General features: G+C 33.1%; 10 protein-coding genes. 5 read left to right on the top strand and 5 right to left on the bottom strand.

The window, feature by feature from the left end; all coding sequences use genetic code 11:
* The first annotated feature begins 189 nt into the window (after window positions 1-189).
* The 4 genes from B7R65_RS21035 to B7R65_RS21220 all read left to right on the top strand — a co-directional run bounded on the left by B7R65_RS21035 (window position 190) and on the right by B7R65_RS21220 (window position 7,656).
* Complete coding sequence (locus B7R65_RS21035) at window positions 190-2,199, top strand: N-acetylmuramoyl-L-alanine amidase family protein (RefSeq protein ID WP_142288199.1); 2,010 nt, start codon at window positions 190-192, stop codon at window positions 2,197-2,199.
* A gap of 313 nt (window positions 2,200-2,512) precedes the next feature.
* Window positions 2,513-3,169, top strand: coding sequence for a sugar transferase (locus tag B7R65_RS04590; RefSeq protein WP_088041572.1), 657 nt, complete (start codon window positions 2,513-2,515; stop codon window positions 3,167-3,169).
* Window positions 3,170-3,879: 710 nt separating this feature from the next.
* The gene (locus B7R65_RS04595) at window positions 3,880-7,251 is read left to right on the top strand and encodes a S8 family peptidase (protein WP_088041573.1); all 3,372 of its coding nucleotides are present in this window, start codon (window positions 3,880-3,882) and stop codon (window positions 7,249-7,251) included.
* Between the two features lie 231 nt (window positions 7,252-7,482).
* Window positions 7,483-7,656, top strand: coding sequence for a hypothetical protein (locus tag B7R65_RS21220; protein ID WP_179194766.1), 174 nt, complete (start codon window positions 7,483-7,485; stop codon window positions 7,654-7,656).
* Between the two features lie 108 nt (window positions 7,657-7,764).
* On the opposite strand, the gene B7R65_RS04600 is transcribed toward B7R65_RS21220, so the two are convergent.
* The 5 genes from B7R65_RS04600 to B7R65_RS04620 form a co-directional block, all read right to left on the bottom strand.
* Window positions 7,765-9,162, bottom strand: coding sequence for an Ig-like domain-containing protein (locus B7R65_RS04600; RefSeq protein WP_088041574.1), 1,398 nt, complete (start codon window positions 9,160-9,162; stop codon window positions 7,765-7,767).
* Window positions 9,163-9,295: 133 nt separating this feature from the next.
* Complete coding sequence (locus B7R65_RS04605; protein WP_179194767.1) at window positions 9,296-11,734, bottom strand: SH3 domain-containing protein; 2,439 nt, start codon at window positions 11,732-11,734, stop codon at window positions 9,296-9,298.
* A 512-nt stretch (window positions 11,735-12,246) separates the two neighbouring features.
* A complete protein-coding gene (locus B7R65_RS04610; protein ID WP_373419551.1) occupies window positions 12,247-12,852 on the bottom strand; it encodes a lysozyme family protein in 606 nt (201 codons plus the stop codon).
* Window positions 12,853-13,240: 388 nt separating this feature from the next.
* Window positions 13,241-16,789, bottom strand: a complete 3,549-nt coding sequence (locus B7R65_RS04615) for a S8 family serine peptidase (RefSeq protein ID WP_088041577.1) — start codon at window positions 16,787-16,789, stop codon at window positions 13,241-13,243.
* Between the two features lie 591 nt (window positions 16,790-17,380).
* Window positions 17,381-18,688 (bottom strand): TcaA 3rd/4th domain-containing protein, encoded by a 1,308-nt coding sequence (locus tag B7R65_RS04620; RefSeq protein WP_088041578.1) that lies wholly within the window; start codon window positions 18,686-18,688, stop codon window positions 17,381-17,383.
* 522 nt (window positions 18,689-19,210) lie between these two features.
* Here B7R65_RS04620 and B7R65_RS04625 point away from each other — a divergent pair.
* Complete coding sequence (locus B7R65_RS04625) at window positions 19,211-20,602, top strand: M48 family metallopeptidase (RefSeq protein WP_179194768.1); 1,392 nt, start codon at window positions 19,211-19,213, stop codon at window positions 20,600-20,602.
* Window positions 20,603-20,607 lie beyond the last annotated feature (5 nt).

The following is a 20,607-nucleotide window of genomic DNA, read 5'->3' on the forward strand; positions in this document are numbered from 1 at the left end:
TCTATAATTTGTTTAGAATAGCATTTTATAGTCATACTTCTCTATATTACTACAATTATTGATTCGCTTCCTTAAAAAACGCTAATAATCGACTAAACTTTGTATTTACTGACATCGAAGGATACAGTAACATTAGAGTAAGAAGATTTTCACAATTACAATTGAAGGGAGAAATATCGAAAAAAGAAGATGAAGAAATTACAAAAAAACATCATAACATTTACCCACCTGAAAAGGTATGGAATCATTTACCTTATACTTAGTTTATGTATTTCATTTTTACCACACTTTGCAAGAGCAGCTAGTACTCCTGAAGTGAATAATCTATATTCCACACCGCTAGCAACTTGGACTATTCATTCTTACAACAATCTAAATTTGGCAGGGATTCCGTTAAAGACAACGTCTATTACAACCAGTGCTTCTCCTATTAAATATACTTATCCAAATACAGATCCAAATCAGATAAAACTATTTCAATCCGTACGTTCTACAACTAATACTTCAATTCAAAGCGGAAAGTATTATTTAAATGTAGAATACGTAGGGAAAATTGCGATTTATATCGACAATAAATTAATCATCCAAGAAGAATCTTTACTTTCCTCAAAAAAAATTAAAAAGTCTATTTTAATTTCAGACCGATTAAATCAACCTACATCACGAGATATCCACACAATTCGATTAGAACATGCAAATTTTCAAAATAATCCAATCCTTACTCTCTCATTAAATCCGATTCAACAAGCAGTAGATCTTAATCAGAAAGATATTGCTTATAATTGGGGCTATTTTGCTCCACTAGGTTATACCAGTGATTTATTTAATTTAACATTTATCAATACAACTAATTATTTAACTAATGATTATTTCGCGTCCCTTTATACAACAGACCAAACGAGTATCCATTTCGATGATAAAAAAATTTTAGAATCAAATCCAACGAGTAATAATATGCTTAATAATGCAGTTATTGAAAATGTACTTGAAGGGGAGCATACTGTAACAACAAATTTTACTGATTTAAATGGCGGAGAAGCTTCTCTCTTCTCTACAGTCGTACCTTTTTCTAATTGGGTAGCTTATTATTTTAACAATACTAGTTCTACCGGACTACCTGTCGCCAGACAAACACTCGCTAACCAAAGTTCTAATGTACTTTTAAGGGCTAGTAATGAAGCAAATAGCCCGGTTCCAGGCATCGTAGCAAAAAATTATTATGGTGTAAGGTACATAATGTATAAGAGGATGACAGCAGGAACTTATCAACTAGAATATAAATCGGGTGAAGGAGTTGGTGTTTGGCTAGATGGTAAGCAAATCGCCTATGATTGGAAGGACGGAAAGAAGTCACTAAGAAAGATTTCATTCCAAATTAGTGATAATACCTTAAATTCAACTTCAAAAGATATACATCAAATTACAGTTCGCACTTATAACCGTAAAAGTCCACAAAATATGCTTGTTTCAATAGCACCTACAGTAACTAGTCCAATTTCGCCAATTAAAACGGTAGTAATTGATGCTGGACATGGTGGTAAAGATACAGGAGCGATCGGTATAGGTGGGCTAAAGGAAAAGGATATTGTACTTGATGTAAGTAAAAAAGTTGAATCATTATTTAAAGAGATGACTCCTTATAAAATATATTTAACAAGGACTAACGATACATTTATCCCACTTGGTCAGCGTCCAGCTTTTGCAATTGCAAAAAAAGCTGATGCATTTGTCAGTATTCATGCGAATTCAGGAAGCTCATCTGCAAGTGGTCTTGAAACTTATTATTACGGAATTAAACCATCGAGTACTTCAATGAATAAAATGGTTTCTCCTACTGGCCCGAGTAATAGCTCTTTCTTTTCAAAAGAGAGTTCAATTTTAGGCAATCTTGAAACAAGTGCATCCAACACAAATCCTTATATTACTGAAAGTAAATTATTAGCTTCATTCATTCAGAAACGTATGGTAACTGCTTTTCAACTACCTGATCGTGGATCGAAACATGGGAATTTCCAAGTAATTAGAGCGAATAAACTTCCAGCAGTTTTAACTGAATTAGGATTTGTAACGAATAAGAATGATGCAAGCAAGCTTAGCTCGCCATATTGGAGACAAATTGCTGCTGAAGCAATTTACATGGGGATATTAGACTTTTTTGAGAATAAAGGTAGCGATGTGACTAGCTACAGAATATTTTAATGAACATTTTTTTTATTTAGTGAATGATTTACATTATTATATGTAAAGATAGTAAGACTATCCAAAAAGTCGACATTCCTTGTACAATTTCTAGAAATTGTAATGCTGAGTACTGCAGTTTATGTGCACACTAGAACTGTAAGGTACCCTCGCGAATGCTTTTTGAGTCGTAATGAAGTTGTAACAGAAAAACAATTGATTTTTTTCTGTTAACCTTTATAATTGGTATGATGTTAGATAAGTGACGTTATACATTAGGACATGTTGCAATACTCTTGCAGAAGTGGCCTAAATTATTAACTGGGGTGTTTATATGGCCTTACAGAATACTCAGCAAAAACTTGAAACAAGTTATTCGTTTCAAGTATTTGACTCAATTAGAAGAAAAAGTATTGTTTATTCATTTATAAAAAGAACGATGGATTTAATTTTATCATTAATGGCATTTATCATTACTGCCCCATTTGTTTTGTTCTTTATCGCGTTAATAAAAATTGATTCTCCAGGACCTGCTCTTTTCATTCAAGAACGAGTAGGATTAAACGGGAAGATTTTTAAAATATACAAGCTAAGAACGATGCGTATGGATGCTGAAGTAAATGGACCACAATGGGCTAGCACTGATGATCCTCGTATTACTAAATTAGGTAACTTTCTTAGAAAAACACGTATTGATGAATTACCTCAATTTGTAAATGTTATTCGTGGAGATATGAGTCTTGTTGGACCTAGGCCTGAAAGAGCGTTTTTTCTGGTTAAATTTAATCATGAAGTACCTGGCTTTACAAATCGTTTAGCTGTTAAACCAGGGTTAACTGGTTGGGCTCAGGTAAACGGTGGATATGAATTAACGCCAAAAGAAAAATTAGAGCTAGATCTATATTATATTGAGCATCAATCAATTCCGTTAGATATCCGCATTATGTTTAAGACAATAAAAGTGGTTCTAACAGGTGAAGGTGCTAGATAAACAGTAGCGAAAAGTACGAACAAATTATTACAAAAAATTACAAAACTGAAGGAGAGCATTTTCTATGCTCTCTTTTTATTTTTCTGTACTTTTATAAAAGTTTTCCACATTTTCTAACGATTTTCACTAAGTTATTCACATTATGTGGATAAGACGTTCAAGTTATCCACATATTCTGTGGAAATACACTTTTTCGTTTTATTTTCTTCCATGGCTAAATAAATTCAGTAAATACAATATCTTCTATATTTCTACATTTTTCTCGAAGTTTTTAAGATACTTCTTAAATTAATTTATTAACATGTTTAAATTAACTTTACCCACAAGTTATCCACAAGTAACCGTTTTTCTTTTTCAGTATGATTGGAGATTGGTAGTTTTCTATTCCAGGATGCTCGTTTTCCGATGGATAGACGGCGGTGAGCCTTTTTAGCATAATCACAGCTGAGGGCTATTACCTGTCCAGCAGCTCCCAGAGGATTCTTCTCGTACTTCCCGCTTCCAGTCATCCTTTTTATTACCAGTTTTTTTTAACAAAATAACAAACTTATAAAGATGGCCTTTCATTATTCTCTATCCTCTTTCTTCTATATTAAATGTAAATAAATTATTATAAGTTTAGATAATTAAGTATTATCTGGTTGAATTTTTAGTATAATTAAATCTACTAATTCAATTAAATTAGAAAACACTTGAAAAGAGGGGTCTGTTTGAGAAAATCCTTTAAGTACACAGTTGCCTTTACTCTAGCAGCGAGTTTACTTTCTACGAACTCAGTCTTTGCTTCGACTTCGAAAAAGCCATTTAGGACAAATTTTGTTAAAGAGAGTGAACCACTACCTTTTTTAAGAAGCAAAAATGAAACAAGCGAAACTACCTATGTCGTTAAATATAAAAACTCGATTTCATCGACTATACATAAGCGTGCAGGAATGAACATTGTAAAGTCATTCCCTACTTTAGGCTATGACATCGTAAAAATTCAATCTGGCAAAAAATTAGCATCTGCTTTATCAATCTACAATCAATATTCAGATATCGTTTCTATTTCACCAAGTGTGCAATATAAATATATGTCAACTGCTGCAAACCCTAAAGAAGACGAGGCGTATCATTTAGCTCAACTTAAGATTTCGTCTGCACAAAAGCTTGTTGCAAATAAGCCAATTACAGTTGCAGTTATCGATCAAGGTGTAGATACTAGTCATCCAGATCTTACTGGTAGAATACTAGGTTCATATAATGTAGTAAACCCTGCTTCAAAAGGAGCAAGAGAATTTCATGGTACACATGTAGCAGGTATTATTGCTGCAACGAAAAATAACAAATTAGGTGCATATGGAGTCAATCCAAATGCAAAAATCCTATCTGTAAATGTATTTGATGGCAATCCTTATACATCAGATTATACAATCTCAGAAGGTATTTTATATGCTGTCCAAAAAGGCGCAAAAGTTATTAATATGAGTCTTGGCGGTTCTACGTACAGTCAACTTCTTGAAGATACGATTCAATATGCGGTAAGTAAAGGGGTAGTTGTTGTTGCTGCGGCTGGAAATAGCGGAATCAATGAATATAGCTATCCTGCTTCATATGATGGCGTTATTTCTGTTGGTGCTACAAACAGTGAGCGTAAGTTAGCTTCATTTTCAACGTTTGGTCCAGGTGTAGATGTAGTCGCTCCTGGTGAGTTTATTTATAGTACGATTTACGACCCAGCAATTGGCAGTTCTTACTATTATTTAAGTGGGACATCTATGGCAACCCCGATCGTTAGTGGTATTGCATCTCTATTAAAAACAAAACATCCAAGTCTATCATCTTATGATGTGGAACAAATATTAGAAGAAACCGCTACTGACCGTGGTACAACTGGATACGATATTAAATATGGCTATGGATTAGTTGATCCAGTTAAAGCATTATCTTATGACTTAAAAAGATTAGCTTCTTATAAGCCTATTTCTGAAGCAGGTATTTTATCAAGTGCATCAACTATAAATCTTTCAGCAAACAATGAAGCATCTTTAAATGGTTCAATTACAAAGCCTCATCAAACTTTCCGCTATAAAGTAAATGTTAAAAGTGGTGACGCTATTGGACTTACTTTAAAAATGGCAAAAGACTATGATGACCAAATGTCACTTCGTTTCTATGAAGGAACTAGCACAAAATCATCAAAACCAGTCATTATTGACGAAGTATTAGCTGGAAAAGATGAAGGCACAGTTTACCAAGCACCAAAAGATGGCACGCTTGTTATCGAAGTAAAGGATAAGAATTCAAGATATAGTTTACAAGGGAAATCGACATTTACCCTTGGTGTTAAACATCAATCAGTTACAAATGGGGACACAGCTACAAAATCAAATCCATACTCAGTAACTAATTTGCCGTTTAACACAGAAGTGTTATCTAATCCACTTCAGCTTTTCAATAAAGGTGAAATTGGCGCAAGATATATTGCTTTCCAACCAACTAATGAACAAGCAGTATTAATGTCATTAGAATCAATCCCTGGTGTAAACAGCTCAATCAATATTTATTCAAAGGATGAATGGGATCAATATTTAGGTAGACAAGATAAAAATCAACTATTACCAATGTATTCAATTGATACAAATGGTAAGAGCGTTGGTGAAAAAGGTTCATTTACGTTTATGAAAGATACGGAATATGTAATTGAAATTTCAAGTTCACCAAATACGATCTTTACTTTACCAAAATATGATGAACAGCCTAATTTATCCGTTCCATATACTGGTTCACTGGAAAACGTTAAGTTTTCAATGTCTACTTTAAATCTTCCTGAAGACGAGGATGGTTTAACAAATAGTATGACGATTGAAGATTCCAACTACTTAACACAAAATGTCGGTATTGTGGATACGAACGATACGCAACAAATTATCGATCAAGCACGTCCGATTACACAAAATGCAGCATCTACTGCTTACATTCAATCAGATAATGATGCAGACTGGTATAAATACACTCCAAGCAATAACAATTTAACTCAATTCAATTTAAATGGTAAAAAAGAACAACAGTTAAATGCTGAACTGTATGTGTATAACACTGAGAAGAAAAAATTAGAATTTGTAAGTTCTTCAAATAATTATTATACAGATCAAAGTTATATCGAGAACAACCAAGATATTTTCACAGGACTAGAAAAAGGTAGAACATATTATGTTCGTGTCTCTTCGTTTGGTGGTGTAACAGACTTACCTTATAAGTTAACTTTTAAATCTCATGGTGAACTTGGAAACGATGAATTCGAACCAAATAATGATTTTGAAAACGCAAGTCCAATCAAAAGTTATAATGAGCTATACGGTAACTTCTCATCATCTAACGATGTAGACTATTATTACTTTAAAAATACTAGTGCTCAAACGGTCCTTAAAGGTTTTGAGTTTATGGCATTCCCTCTTTCTGAAGACGAAACAGGTACAATACCAAAAATGTTAACAGAAGACACACCGATTAATGTGACAGTTTATGAAGATACAAATGGCAATAAAAAACTAGATGGCACCGAATCGGAAAAAGGAAGTTTCTACCAAAACTATGGTGATTTTACAAAAGGTTCGTTCCAAGCAAAACCAAAATATGGCTACTTTATTGAAGTTGCCAATGCATATACAGATATTCCAAACATTCATCAGTATGGATTCCGTTTTTATTCAATGAACAGAGTTGATGAAGATGCAAAAGCGAAGTACAAAAATGGTCTTCCATCAATTATGCTTCCACTAAAAAAATCTGGATCATCAACGTATGTAGGAAATGGCTATTTAAACGCTAATGTAGCAAATGGCGATAAAGATTACTTTAGATTTGTTAATGACAAAACACGTACCATTTCATTCTCACTAGAGATGCCAGCTGTTGGGATGAATGGAAAAGTATCATTCTATGATAGCAAAGGAAAGCGTATTGCAAGTTTTGACAGATATACATTCAACGATTCTGAAATTGGTCAAATTACATTGAAAAAAGGTAATTACTACATTCGTGTAGAAGAAGTTAATGGTGTCGCAGATTACGATCAATACCAACTAATTATTCAAAAATAATGTAAAAGAGAAGGGATTCGTCCCTTCTCTTTTTTGTTGTTACTTCCTATAAAAAACTACTGTTTAATTCTCACCAAAAATGACCACAAATTAATGATCTTGGTTTGATCTTTATGTAACTAATAGGCTAACCAAGCTAACCGACTATAATATTTCTAAATTCATGAATATGTCGTTCCCTTTCTGCAAAAGATATTTACTATAAAAAGGACGGTTTTAGGTGGTTACATTATGAATCAATCTACTTTTAAATATTATGTATCTTTGTTACTAACTCCTTTAAGCATATTTTGTATTTTTATGGGTATTATGGATAAAAACTTACAAATAGCACTCCTCCCAATACCTTTCCAGTTATTTGGATTTATATTTGATAAGGTTGTTTATGGTAATGAATCAAAGTAATTTTATTCGCATCGTATTTCGTTTTTGATAAAAGACTTTCACAGATTCCCATAAAAAAAGTGATGAGACAAAAGATTTCATATCTTTGCCGCATCACTTTTTTAGTTACTATTTTACTTTTATTGTAGCAAAACGGCTTTTATTACCAGCCTTATCAGCTACATAAATATTAAGAGTTGTATTTTTAGGCATAGCTTTTATTTTCACAGAAAACTTTCCGCTCGAATTAACGATTGATTTACCAACTACTGTATTTCCTTTAAGAATGTAAACCGTCGTACCTTTTTCTGCATGACCAAATACTGAAGTTGTCTTAGTAGTCACGTTTTTAACATAAGGTGTAGCAGGTTTTTTCTTATCAATTGTAAATTTTACAATAGTTTTGTTCCCTACTAGATCTATAACTACTAATGAGTAATTGCCATCATTATTAATCATTCTGCCACTTTTTATCGCTGTTCCATTTAATTTAGCTGTTCCCTCATTAAAACGGATCGTTACACTTTTATTATGGTAATAATTGTTTTTAACTCCAGTCACCACAGGTGGTTTTGAGTCAACACTCTTATCCAAACGAACAATATAAGCTGAAGAAATATACCCTTTTACTGAATTGTCTATTGTTCGAACAGGAACCCAAACAAACTGATTCTTTGATGTTTCTGAATTATCATATGCGAAAGTACCAGTTACAATTAAAGGTGTGTTTAATGGTAGTTTCTTTAATTCTACAGTTCCAGGTCCAACTCTTAATTTCGCACCGTCTTCTGTAACAGCAACCGGGTTTCCACTTTTAAAGAAATAGTTTGATTCATGGAGCTTTTTCGTTACCGTATATTCTTTCGTTACAAAAACGATATTATCACTACTGTCTTTATCATAATTGAAATCGGACACACTAAAATCTGGACGAACAAGTTCTGTGTCAGTTAAATAACTTTGTTCTTCTATCTTCCTAAATACTTGCTCTTGATAAGCATCAAGATTTGGTAAACCATCATCTTTAAAAACCGGGCTATTTACTGGTTTTATTCCATTGTAAGCCATAATTGGAAAATACCAGTTTTCAATGTGATGTCGATTTGCACCTTTTATTTTAGGAAGGCTAGAATTACTATATTTATTGTTTAGAATACTAACCCCAACCTCAATATTGTAAGCAATATCTGTCGCTAATCTTTGCTGGTCATAGCTTGGATCCTTGTCTGTTACTTGCATGATGCCAACTCCACCATCAACTGATACATACGGTTTACCATCAACAAATTGTCTCCAATCAGACTCTTTCATAGCAATTCCTTTTACAACTTCAGGCGGAATATCTGCATTTAAAGCTGCATTTGTTAGTAAACAATTAGTATGTTGGAAGGACGGATTTTCATTTTGTTTTAATTGACCATATTTTGAACATTTTGTTTCCCATGTTGTTTCGGCAGCTGCTTTTCCACTAAATAAGCTCACTGATAATGCCGTTAAAACTCCTACTTTTACGATAAATGATTTCATTATTTTTCGGTTCTCCAATCTACAAATTTATGAATCTCTCATTCTATCTTAACATACAAGTTTACTATTTTTGGAAAAACCATATTTTTTCCATACAAAAAAGGCGACTTAGAAAATCTAAGTCACCTCCAATTTACTTTAATTCTAATGCCACATAGCTCGTTGAAATCCAACCAATATTTCCGTCAGCCATTTGAACTTTATACCATTTTTTTGTATTATCCATTGTTAAACTTCCATTTGGTTCAGTCATTAAACTTACATAATCATTTAAGTTATACTGACCAATAATATTATCTACAGCAGTTGTTGTAGATGACCTGACATTTAATCCATCCGTTAAAATTCTTCCTAAGTTTTTAACAGCAACATAACGACCATAAACATCGAATTTTATACTGTTTGTCCAATATACTTGGTCATCGATCATTAATTTGACCCAATAATCGTTCGATTTTTCAAGTAGGATGAAGTTTGTTCCCGCAGGAATTGTTTTTACTTTTGTTTTATCACCTTTAAGGGCATATAAATCAAAATTACCCTCTGTAACAGCTTGAATATTTGTTGGGAATACGTCACTTCCTACAGGCATCACAGGACGTGAAGGAATCGTCGAATTCACTGAAGCTGTCTTATAGTAATTTTTATCATAAGGTAAGATTTTTTCCATATGCTGTGCAATTGCTTTACCCCAGTTTGTATCACTCGCATAATAGAAATTCATTCCTTCACTACTCGCATCAATACGTTTACCGTTTTCATCTTTAGTTGTGAATCCAAGATAAGCACCATTATATTTCCAGTTTGATGGATTTAAGTAAGTCGTTTTTATTTCTAATGCGATATAATTAATATTTTCTCTAACAGTACTGAATTTAAATGAAGCAATGAATGGTGTTGCGTCGTATGATCCAAATCCAAATAAATTTGATTTCCCTAATGAAATAGCTGATGTACCAAATCCACTCTCATGAATTGCGTGAGCAGCTAGATATAGTGCATTTACACCATATAATTTTCCAGCATCAATAAATAGTTGGCCTTGTCCTGTCAGAACGCTCTTTTTACCTTTTAAATTTACATATGATGCAATATAGTCATTAATTTGTTTTGCTGTTACAGGAGATTGGGTACGTAAATCAACGAATTGATAACTATCGCGATTGACAATTGGATCACCAGTAACGACAGGTTTTAAATAAGCTCCTGCAACATAACCTGTTTTTCCATTAAAAGCAACCTTATACCAACCATTCGATGCTTTCTGTGTTGCTAAAACATTAGATGATTTTGGAATAACAATAATCGCTGCAGATGCCGCGTCATATGAAGCTCTTAAATTTAAGTCAGCAGTCGTTGTAAAAGCCGTATCTGGTATATCAACAACTGTCACATTATCGACTTTACCAAAGTCATTTGTATTAACATAACCCGTTTTACCATTATAAGTAACGCTATACCAGTTACCTATTTTTTTAGTTGATGAAACAACCGTATCTTTTGGTATAGTAGCCAATTTTGCAAATGCATTTCCATATGATTCATATACGTACGTTTCTTTTAATGCTTTATAATTTGTTTGAGTAAAAGTTGAAAAACTGTTAGCACTTACATCTAAACTATTAATATAGTATTTCTGATTATTAAGGGTTACTTGATACCAAATTTTCCCCGTGCTGTCTGTGGCTTTTTGAGTAGATGCAAAACCATTATTCATATCAACTGAAGTTAATTCTTTTTGATCATTTTCAGGTGCTGAATATAGCTTTGTTTGTGTTTTCGTAAAGTAGTAGGTCGTAGGTGTAGTTTCATATTTCACATCAATATTCTTCGCGAAATCGGCCATGTTAATATATCCTTTTTTTCCGTTGTAGGATACATAATACCAATTCCCGATTTTTTTACTTGTCGATACAATCGTGCCTTTTGGTATTGTGACTAATTTTGAAAATACTGATCCATAATATTGATAAACATATGTGTCTTTACTTGCTTTATATTTAGTTTGGGTAAACGAAGTAAATGTATTATTTACAACATCACTGCTATTTACATATACATACTTGCCTTTGTAATTAACTCGGTACCATGTTTGACCGATACTATTCAAAACAACTTGTGTGCTACTAAAACCATTATTCGTTTCAATTGTATACACTTCTTTTTTCTTTGTATCTGGAGTTGAATAAAGTTTAGTTGTCTTTTTAGTAAAATAATACTTTGTCGGTTGGGTTGTATATTGGTAATATTCCTTCAAATACGTTGCAGCTACCCATCCAGTTTTTGTTAAACTTTTGCCTTTATACTTATATGTATAAGACACTTTATACCAGGCACCTTGTTTTTGCGTAACATTTAACACGACACCTTTTGGTATAGTAAGAAGGCTTTTATACGTAGTTCCAGGTTTCTCACGTAATACTAGATTAGACGTAATTTGAAATTTAGCATTCATGTTCAAAACTGCACTACTCGCCTCAGTCTTTTCGATTCCTATTGTAGGAAAAGGAATGCTAGAAGACCCCACTAATATACCTGCTGACACAATTAGTGCTTTACTAATATTTTTCATGTATCCACTCTCCCATTCTTCCATACAAATTTAGATAAAGCCTGTTTACTATACAAATTGTTATGTATAAGCTGAGATTACTAGGTTATGAGTTTCAAAAAATAACCAAAAAAATCTACACAAAATGACTTTTATTAAAATTCGAATAAATTATGTATTTTTATTAATAATTATATCGGAAAGAATAGAAAAATGTTTTGTTTTATCGAAATGTAATAAATTTGACATAGGTGTTACAAAAGGGCTATTTTTGTAAATTTGATTAAAATTCAGCGTAAAGTTTAAGTTGATTTCCACACCAGGATGCTCGCTTTTCATGGGATGACGATGAGCCCCTTTGGGCCCACACGATGTGGGTCATGCATGCGTTACGACCGGAAGCCTTGGTATTAGTATGCCTACCTTTTTGACCATTGTGGAGTCTCTCCTTTCCCGCTACTCCCACACCTTTAGAAAAAGCTTACAAATAAAAAATAGCCCTTCTTCGTAAGATTGAATTCTTACTTTCAGGGCTATGATTCTCTATGTTTGATTGCCTCAAAAATTTCAAAGTACTTTGTTTTTTTCAATACTTTATCACTATACGTAAAATCTCCGTAGCAATATGGATATCGGAAGTTTTTCTTGTTGTTATTGCATGTATAAAGCTCTGGATTTGTATCGACCATTGAAAGGGAATATGATTTTGCAAGCGCAATGGAGTGCTTTCCGCCATGCGATTTTACAAAATCAATATAGGAAATTCCCATATTATAACTTTGAATAATCGTATTTAAATCTACACCTTGTTTTTTCCCATATGAATAAACATCTGCAAAATGAACAACGCCTTGTTGAATACTTTTCGATGAATTTTGAATACTATCTTTCGCCAAACCTAGTGATTCAGACGCTTGCATTGGGTCAGACCCTTTGCCTTTTGTTTCTTGCATCATAAGTCCTAATAACAGTGGTGTATACTGTTCTAATTCAACTGATTGGAGTTCAGTATAAACTTTTGATTCATATTTAATCACATCTTGAAAATAATAATGATATATAGCAAACGATCCAATAATCGCCATTAAAATTGTAAATAAAAAAAGTCTTCTAAAAAATTTCAACATTTTTACTCTAATTCAATACCTCCCTATCAATCTTTATTTATTCATTATAACGTATATTTTCAGTTTAAAAAGCAATGTACCAAAACTACATATATTTGACATCAAATTGAGAAAAAAGATACATGAAGCGATTACAATTCTTGAGACAAAAGGTCTAGAATATTATAAAAGGATTTATTCATTTTTCATTCATTCCAATCAATGTGTTTATTAACCGTTTCCTTTAGCAAAAACGATTTACCATCTTTTAGAAAGTCGCCAACAAAAAAAGAGCCTTTATTATTAGGCTCTCAAAGTGTTGAAATATAACTTAGTCACTTTTAGAATAAATCCACTTTGTAGAATCAATTCCTAAGTAGGTAAGATAGCTTCTTAATTAAGCTAAGTTTATTTATTAAGGTTATTGAACAACTGTTACTTGTTTAACTGGCGTTGTTACTTTAAAACCGTCTTTTGTTACTACATCAAGCGTGATCGTATATGTTCCATTTGGAAGGTCCGTTTCAGGTAACCATGCTGCTTTTAGTGTATGTTCATTTTTCACTTCCCACGAATCAACCAATTTCCCACTTGCATCTTTAACATTAATCGTCCAGTCTACTCTTGCATAAGCCCAAGCAGATATCTTGGCTGGTTTGGTCTCGTTTACACCAGTCGGCGCAGTTGATATATTCCAATTTTGCATACCCATAGTATATTTTATAAAGCTCGTATCTCCCCAAACCTTGTACGATTGATTTCCTGCCCAATCAATGGCTTGAATAACAATGCTTTTCGGTTCGGTATTAACGAGTTGAGATTTCACCCCAGCTGCTGGTGAATAATATTGTCCATTAACGTAAATAACAGCTGAATGATAGTCAGTTGCATTGTCTACTACATCCCAAGAAACTTCATATTTTCCGTTCTTTGGTGTCACTTTAAGTTCTGTAACTGTCGGACCGACGGAATCTACTGTTATTGGCATTTTAACGATCTGAGGTTTTGCGTTTTCATAATCTAATGTTGATTTTATAACATATTGGTATACACCATCTGGTACAAATTGATCTGAAGTATCCCTCATATCCCATTTATAACCTTGATACATTGTATCCCCAATTGGCATTATATTTTTTCTGAATTTAAATGGTGCTCCAGTATATTCACTAAAATCGCCTAAATTTTTAATGAGTTTTCCAGATGAATCTTCAATATACATTTCAACTTTATCTAAATTACGTAACGCTTGAAATGAAGCAAAAATTCCATCAAGAATATAGTTTGGTGAATAGGCAATATGGTTAAGAGTGAATGTATCATTATTGGGGTTATATCCTAATGGAAATCTTTCTGAATTTTCGTCCCAAAGTGCAGTATATCCTACAAACGCATCTTTCTCCCATGCTGGAGCGTCAATATTTCGTGGCTCATCCCAATTTCCATAGAAGCCCATATAAGGAACCGTTAAAGGTACTGCTTTATCTTGATCCTTCGCTACTGGTACAAGACGAACAAAACCTTCTACAAAACTATTTTTCTTTAAGGAGTCTGGTAAAGTTATATCGACTGTTAGATGTTTATGTTGGCCAGGTTTGATTTTAATCGAAGCTACTTGTGTTGGTGAAACTTGTTTATTATCTACTTTTACAATTGCGCCGTTAATACGTTCGCTAGTTAATGATAAATACTCTTTTGGATCCAATTTCCCATCACCATCGAAATCAAATTCCTTCGTTTCGGTCTTATCTTTTAGTAAATCTACAAATACATTGTATTCAAATTCATCCTTATCTCTATTACTTTTACCCGTAGGAATGTCGAATGCTTCCATATCTAATGTAAAGCTTGTATTTCGACTAATTTCCTTTAAAGCAACTGCTCCAGCTTGTTCTAAAGGCGTGTTTCTACTAGTTACAATAACTGGAGTATTAATGGCATTTTGAATTTTCATTAATCCTGATCCTTGTACACGTGGAGAATATGGAACTTCTCCATTCGTTCTTGGATCCATGACCACATTAGCTGTATTCATTAAAGCAACTTTTGCCTTCAAAACAGTATCTTCTGAATGTGTTAACCCTTTTTGATAAAGTGCCTGCAATAACAATGCAGATCCTCCTGCAACATGAGGAGTTGCCATGGATGTTCCACTCATCATTTCATAATCATTTCCTGGTACAGTAGAATAAATATTTCCACCAGGAGCAGAAATCTCTGGTTTAAAATCTAATGTACTTGGAGATCCAACTGATGAAAAATAGGACATTGTGTCTTTTAATGGGTTATCTACATAAGTATCTTCTGATAATTTCATACTTAGATATTGGCCATTTGGTAGAGCGCTCATTTTACTTAACAATGCTTCACCTACCGCTTTACTTGTTGAAGCTGCTGGTGTTGCAGTTGCTGTTACTGGTAGAGAAGTATAATCATTCCAAACTGTAGGTGGTATCATAATAATAGCCTTTACTCCTGCACTCTTTGCAGTAAACTGAATAGATGAAACAGTACTATATGGATTTAATAGTTTAACTACGGCAATGTAGTTAGTTTTTCCTTTAGGATAATCAGTTGCTTTACTTCCTTCACCTACGTATACCATATCATAGCTTACGTCTGGTGAAAGAGCCTTAGTAAGTTTAAAATTATAGGATGCAGGGAATTGCGTTTGATTTCTAAACGGTAGTGAAAAACCATCTGCTGCAGCTAGTGTATTCACATGATATTTAGTATTTTCATAGGAAGCAACCGATAGAGCAAATGGACTTACACCTGGTGCACCAACTGTTCCAATATCAGGATTTTCTGCAAATGGTTTTAATGACGACATAGTAATGTTATTCTTCGTACTGTAGGCTGAATTACCTGCTGCCACGACAACAAGAGTACCCTGTTCTGTAGCTTGTCGGATGGCTTTTTGGATCGGATCAAACGCTTCATCAACATAGCCCGCATCTACACCTAAACTCATGTTGATCACATCTGCACCCATTGTGACAGCATGCTCAATTCCTGCAATAATATCGTCTTCAGAGGCACCGCCACCTTTATCTGAAAATACTTTCTCAGCTAAAAGCTGTACACCAGGTGCAATACCAGCTACTCCACCCTTCGTTTCGTCTCCGTTTGCTCCAATTGTTCCAGACACGTGTGTACCATGCGGACTACCAGTTGATCCAGGAATGACATCCGTATCGTTGTCAGCCCAATCATAGCCTGTTGGAACTTTATCGGTATACCAGATTTCGTTTACATCTGTCCCAGCCATTTTTTGATCCATTTTTTCATGAGTCCATCTTTCTTTCGTTTTTGCTGCATCTGATAGCTTCAAATCCTTGTGAGTATAATCAATTCCAGAATCAACAACTCCGACTACTAAGCCTTCTCCTTTATATCCGTATTGTTCCCATACTTTTTGAGCTTGTACTAATTCCTTGCTAGTTGCCATTGTTTCCTCAAATGTTCTAGCAACATGAACGTGCGTAACACCTGGAATGGATTTGATATCTTTTAAATTTTGGAACTCAGTTTCGACACTGAATCCGTTAAACCCTTCAAAATAACGATGTTTGACTTTAATCGAATCATTGGATTTAGAATGTTTTTCATTTGAGATTTGCTCGATTACTTTATCTTGCTTTTGCTTCATTAATGATTTTTTATTTTCAGATGTATTATCCACATCTGTTGGCTGTTCTACTTCGACAATAAATCGAACAGTCTCATTCGGTTTATATGCTTTAGCTAAACCTTTTTCATATACATCTTTATACATAGTTTCGTCACTACTAGTATCAGCCTGATCTCTATTTAATAATTGTCTTCCTTGCTCCACTATTTCTTCGATTCCCGATGGTTCACTAGAATTGTCATAACTCTCAGCAAAAGCTGTAAATGATGTGACAAACAATGAGGCTAAAGCAGCAGTGGACAGTACCTTAAATGCAATTACTTTTCTTTTTTTCATTTAGATAGCTCCTTTTTCATCTTTTCAAATTAAAAACTAGAAATTGAAAGACCAGTAATTTCATTTTTATTACTAAAATTAGTATTTTTATTTTAGTAGTTAGTGAGATTGGTAGCTTCTATCCCTAGTTATCTACGCAATATTCATTATTAAGAATTTATTAAACTCTGTAAATTGGGGAAATTCCGAATATTTTATTGGTTCTAAAGACTTATGGCTCATATCAGTTATTTTGAAATAAATTGTAAATTCAATAAATATTTTGGAGAATTTCCACATAATTGGTGTATATTTTTTCCTAACTTATGTCTGAATTTGATTTATTTTGAAGGGGAAAAGCAGCAGATAATTGTGGGAAACAGAGGTAATCTATAAAAAATGAGAGATATCTAATAGGAAATTAATTTTATTTAATTAAAAAAATGAGCAAAATTTATTACTTTTTGAACGTTCAAAATAACATCCTGATCTATTTATTTATTCAAAGTATCTTCGACTTTAGTGACGTAAAAATTTTCATGGTAGTTGTACAAAAAAAGTAAATGATCCAAAAATTAAGAGCCCTCTTAAAATTGAGGACTCTGTTCACATTTATTCGATTTCTTTTACTTCTTCAATTCGATCCATTTGTAATTCATCATTTACTCTTGTGAAATGATACGTAATTTCAAATGATTTTGTTTTTGTTTTTCCTTTTTTATCAGTAATTTCATATGTCTCATTCGTAACGATACTCATTCCTGAGTCATCTTGCTTTGAGCTTTTCATTGCAAAGCCGACAAGCTTTTGAGTGGTATTTTTTTTCTTAATTTTATGCTGATACTCTTTTGATTCTAAAAATGCCTGACCATTTTGGTTAAATAACCCATCAATAAATTGTTTCTCTTCTAGATTATTTTCTGGCTTAGGATTTGGTAGATATTTGTCTAAAAATCCTTTTATACCTGCAAAAAATCCACCGTCATCCTTAGTTGTTTCCTCTTGTGGTGTAGGTGTATCAAACATTAAATCGATATACTTTCCGTTAACTGGAACCTCACTTGTTTTTACTACTTCTCCATTCATATCGATTTCAGCATGAATAGTCGTTTGGCCATTTAATAAGAATGGACCAAACTTATCGACTTCACTAATTAATTTGCCTGAATCTTTGCCATCAACGAAAATTCTAGCATCTGGTTCATTAGAGTAAATTTGAACGTAACTAACATTAAATGTTAATTCTTGATCCAATTTATTTTTAGATGCCTTTGTAAAATCTAAATCAATTGTATCTTCAACATCACTGTATTGTCCTTCATATTTCACCTTTAATGCATATTTACCTGGTAAGATTTTTTTAAATGATTTTTCATACTCGTCCTTATTTAAACGAGCATTGTTTTTATTCAAACTTAATTCTATTTCGTCAATTGGAGATGTTACTTTTAACTCAAATGGCTCTGCGCTAATTAAATAAGTTTGGTAAATCCCTAAAAATTTATTGCCTTTTTTAATCGATAATACATGATTACCATGACGATCAATTAGTTCACTTTTTTGTACTTTACCATTACTCACTAAATCCTCAACATGATTTACTAAATCAGAACTATTCATGTACTCCATAAATGCTTTGACTGATCCTACATCAAGTGTGGCACGTGTACCACCTTCTTCTAGAATTTGAGTTACTTCTTTATAGTTATTTTCAGTTATCGCTTTTTCAAATGATTTTGCCATTCGCTCAGGTGTATAGAATGATTTTATGATTAAATGAACAATGAATAGTGTAACGATTGATACACCAAAGATTAGTCCTAATTTTTTATAGTTTCGAGGTATATGTTTATTTTTATTATTTCTGATACTCGTTCGAGAAAACAAATTTTTTTCCTGTTCTCTAAGTTGGCTGCTCATTTATAGTTTTTCCCCTTATTTAAAATCTTAATAGAGTCATATTTATTGATTTTAAAATTCTCTTATTTTCAGTGTCTGTTACAAAACATTATTGTTGATTTCCACTTCAGGATGCTCGCTTTCCGTGGGGCGTACGTTGAGCCTCCTCGGCGCCATACGCCTTGCGTGAATCTCAATTGTCCCGCATCTCCCACAGGAGTCGACCACCTTACGTTACAATCAAATTCTTAGATTTATTGATTGTTTTCTTTCGTCACCCAATAATAATCCATCTTGTATAGTAAGCCTTTATTTAAATACCAACAATGTACATAAAAAAAGCCTATTTTTAAAATAGCTAATAACTATCATACTAAATTTTCCGAGAACGGTAAAAAGAAATTATTGTGAACACGTTGAAATAAAGTAAATTAGTATCTTTTAACATGACATTAATTGGTTTAATTTAATTTTAATATTTCAATGACAGAACATATTCTTACTTGCTAAACTTAAGGAATGAAAGACAGAGGAGGAACTTGCTTGAAGCCGTTAATTCATCGGAAAGAAACAATCTATTTTATTTTACTTTTAATTACGAGTATACCTTTATATGCACTTCTAGTTATTAGTGGTTTAGGACTTATTATATTAGGAATTTTAGTATTTATACCAATCATTGCTCAAATGGTTTTCACAGCCCATATTCGTACGAATGGCGTAAAAATGACGAGCAATCAGTTTCCAGAGGTTTTCGAAAGAACAAAGGAGATTGCAAAAGATATGGGATTCTACTTCGTACCTGATGTGTACGTTATTGAATCTGGTGGAATGTTAAATGCTTTTGCTACGCGCTTTTTTGGGCGCAGTATGATTGTGTTATATGCTGACCTATTTGAAATGAAAGATTCTGATCCTAAGGCTATTGATTTCGTGATTGCTCATGAGTTAGCGCATATTAAACGTAATCATATTATTAAACATGCACTAATCTTACCTGCCAATTGGATTCCTTTTTTAGGATCTGCTTATTCTCGTGCTTGTGAATATACATGCGATCGAATGGCCACTCATTATACGAATGATTTTGAAGCTTCAACTCGCGCACTAACAATGCTAGCTGTTGGTAGAAAGTTTTATCAAACGATCGACCAGCATGAATATATGCTTAATAGTAGTAAAGAGAAAGGCTTTATCATTTGGTTAAGTGAAAAACTTATGTCACATCCTACACTGCCTAAACGTATTGCTGCATTATATCATTTTAATGATGTCGAAAATTCAGTTGTATTCAAAACACCAAAACGTGTTTTTGCAATTGGTATTTTAGCAGTTGTCGTTGTCTTTGGAGGCATTATTTCAGTTTCAATGGCAGCAGATAAAATTATTTCATTTGTTGCGGATGCATATAATAATGTGGAAGAAAACACATCAGATACTGTGGAAATTGAACCTGATCAAGAAACTCCACTTACGCTTGCTATTTTAGATAATGATATTGATAAAGCAAAGCAATTAATTGATAAAGGTGCCGACGTAAACAAAAAGAATAAATTAGGCGAATCGCCACTTATTTCAACATCTTATTATGATGATAAAACGATCGACTTAGATATGCTAAAGCTTCTTCTTAAAAACGGGGCTAATCCAGCAATCGGTGATGAACAAGATTATACTGTTCTACATGCAGCTGTTTCGATGGGAGATATAAAAGCAATCGATTTATTATTAAAATATAAGGCAGACATTAATATGAAAGATTCTTACGGAGAATCTCCAATTTTTGAAGCGATATATACAGATGATGCATATACTTTTCAACACTTAGTTGATAAAGGTGCCGATCTAAAGATAAAAAATAAAGATGGTCTTTCCATTGACGATATAGCAAAAGAAGAAGTAGCTACTAAAATTTTAATCGTATTAAATCAATAAACAAA

It is taken from the genome of Bacillus sp. EAC (assembly GCF_002156875.1).
Taxonomy (GTDB): domain Bacteria; phylum Bacillota; class Bacilli; order Bacillales; family Bacillaceae_G; genus Gottfriedia.

Excerpts from the sequence above, each read along its gene's own strand:
- B7R65_RS21220 (WP_179194766.1), top strand. The coding sequence starts at position 7,483 with ATGAATCAATCTACTTTTAAATATTATGTATCTTTGTTACTAACTCCT.
- B7R65_RS21035 (WP_142288199.1), top strand. The coding sequence starts at position 190 with ATGAAGAAATTACAAAAAAACATCATAACATTTACCCACCTGAAAAGG.
- B7R65_RS04605 (WP_179194767.1), bottom strand. The coding sequence starts at position 11,734 with ATGAAAAATATTAGTAAAGCACTAATTGTGTCAGCAGGTATATTAGTG.
- B7R65_RS04590 (WP_088041572.1), top strand. The coding sequence starts at position 2,513 with ATGGCCTTACAGAATACTCAGCAAAAACTTGAAACAAGTTATTCGTTT.
- B7R65_RS04600 (WP_088041574.1), bottom strand. The coding sequence starts at position 9,162 with ATGAAATCATTTATCGTAAAAGTAGGAGTTTTAACGGCATTATCAGTG.
- B7R65_RS04615 (WP_088041577.1), bottom strand. The coding sequence starts at position 16,789 with ATGAAAAAAAGAAAAGTAATTGCATTTAAGGTACTGTCCACTGCTGCT.
- B7R65_RS04620 (WP_088041578.1), bottom strand. The coding sequence starts at position 18,688 with ATGAGCAGCCAACTTAGAGAACAGGAAAAAAATTTGTTTTCTCGAACG.